Source organism: Leptotrichia sp. OH3620_COT-345, assembly GCF_003932895.1.
Classification (GTDB): Bacteria; Fusobacteriota; Fusobacteriia; order Fusobacteriales; family Leptotrichiaceae; genus Pseudoleptotrichia.
Genome location: NZ_RQYW01000045.1, coordinates 1 through 2,489, shown reverse-complemented (window position 1 = coordinate 2,489; position 2,489 = coordinate 1). Strand labels below are relative to the sequence as shown.

The window sequence follows — 2,489 nt, the reverse complement described above, 5'->3', positions numbered from 1 at the left end:
TTTTCCTGTGCCATTGCTACCTGTTTATTTTTAGTTCCTTTCATCACATTGGCATTTTCTATGGACGAATTTGCTATTTCAAGTTGATTGTAAGGATTGTTAGGATCATCCAAGTCTACTGCCTGATCTACCATCAGTTTACTCAAATACAACATAAATGTTTTATAGTTACTTCCTGTTATTGTAGGTGCTCCCGCTATACCCGTCATAAGGTTTGTAGGGTCCGTATTTGATAAATTCATCAATACATTGGAAGCTACAAACAGTCTTGAACCCACTTCCATGTTTAATGTCAGATTATTTAAAGTACTGCTTGCTCCGTTACCGAATGTATTGTTAAAATAATTCTGTATTGCAGCGGTATCAAATGTTCCGTAATTACCAACCGTTTTATCTTCATAGTAGAAAGCAGTTCCTCTTGTACTTGGGGTAGTTCCTCCTTTTATTGTTGCCGTCATAGGACCACCCAAAAATATTGTTCCATTATTTCCACTTGTATAGAAAAGCAGAGACTTTTGTCCTGTTTCCGAGTTTCCTCCACCTCTTATATTTATTGCTCCATTATGTGCATAAAAGTTTATAGCTCCGTCTTCTGCAGTAACATCTGCTTTATTTACTACCAGTGTTCCTTCCGAATAAAGTCCTATGGACTTATCAGTTGTAACTTTTGTTGTTATATCGGTACCATTACCTATGAAAGTTCCTCCATTAGTTACTACTATGCCGTACGAACCTTTATTACCTATAGGAGATGATACTCCTCCGTTATTATCCACTACTACCTGTGCAGGACCGTTCAAAGTAATCGTTGTACCGTTTGCAACTATTCCCGAAACACTGTTTCCTGATACTTTTACTCCTCCGGCCATTGTTAGAGTACTTCTGTTTGTTACAAGAACACCTGTGGAGTTATCTCCCGATACCTCTACAGATTGAGCAGTTGTCCCCGGTGTCCCTATTATTCCTTTTGAATTTGTGTTAAGAAATATTCCTATATTATTCGTATCTCCTGTACCTGTAACTTTTATAGCTCCGCTATTTTCAACATTGGCATTATTTATACCTACTATACCGACACCGTTAGAAATAGATGTTCCTGTAGTTATCGTTCCTGTATTAATAAGTTTAGCTCCCGAAGCCAACATCCCTATTGCATAAGAGCCGTCTAAAGTTATAGTTCCCTTATTTATAGATTTCGCATTTGTATTGCCGTCTGTTCTCATACCTATATTTACAGACTGATCTCCTGATGCTGCTTTTGCTATTTTTGAATTTATATTTATTTTACCTGTAGGTGTATTTTCTATATCTGTAGCTATATTTACATATGTTCCCAATGAATTTTCCACATCTGTAATATTTATTGTCCCTGAATTTTTAGCTTTTCCTGCTGCTAAACTTACTCCTCCTGACACGCTTCCATCAGACATTAAAGCCATTGCTGCCGAATTATCAGCCTTATCACTTCCATCAGGATTTTTACGAACATTGATTGTTCCTTCATTTATCATTGAAGCATCAACACCGCTTGCAGCAGCTATTTTCATACCATAACTTTCTTTACCGCTTATACTTATAGTTCCTTTATTTATCATTTCTGAGTTATTGGTTGAACTTGGAAGATAAACATATTCACCTATTGATCTTTCTCCTCTAAAGTCTATCTCAGCTCCTGTATCATTTATCAATTTACCTGTATATGTTCCCTGTTCTTGCACTAGTGCTATCCCTACTTTATATCCTACATATCCGTCTGTACTTCTTCTTATTATATAATCAGTAGTAGGACCTTTAATAGTTAAATTTTGAGGCATATTTTGTATATACGCATCATCTTTTTCTTTTTTATCAGTTATAGTTCCCTGATTGATTTCATGAGTTGCGTCTCCTTGAGATACTAATCCCAAAGTTAATATTCCTCCTAAATTAAGAATTTTCCCTGTAGGAATTAAGATTTTAGTAGGAGATGCCGAATTTGTACTTGCATTATCAGCCTCAATAAATCTTGATCCTCCTACAAAGAAATATTGATGATTTTTATCTTCTCCTTGAGAATTGGCAACTGCTGAAGGAAATTCAGTTCCTGTATTGTAAGAATTAAAATATATTTCATTATCAGTTATTATTTCGCTATTTGCAACTGTCGGTCTTGTAGTACCTAATATAAAATCTGCTGTCCCTGCTGTTTCAGCATACATTTTAAAAGCATATCCTTTTTCAGCAAGTCTATTATTACTCCATGTGTAATGTAAGAAAGCCGTAACATTTTGATTTCCCGGTTTTGTTCCCGTACCGTTTTGTCTTGGTGTCGAAGTTGCACTACTACAGTTATTATTACAGTCTGCTCCTAATTCTACTGCAAAAGTAGGAGGTAAAGGCAACGCAGGATCAGCCGGTATTACTATATTTGGAGATATAGGACTGAATCTTACAGGATCAGGTAAAGTAGGTACATTTGCAGCTTTAGGTACTAAATTTAAATCCGCCTT

At 35.8% G+C, this 2,489-nt stretch carries 1 pseudogene; it reads right to left on the bottom strand.

Annotated features, from left to right (window positions below):
- Positions 1 to 2,489 (bottom strand): annotated as a pseudogene (locus EII29_RS12235) (autotransporter domain-containing protein); the annotation flags it as partial.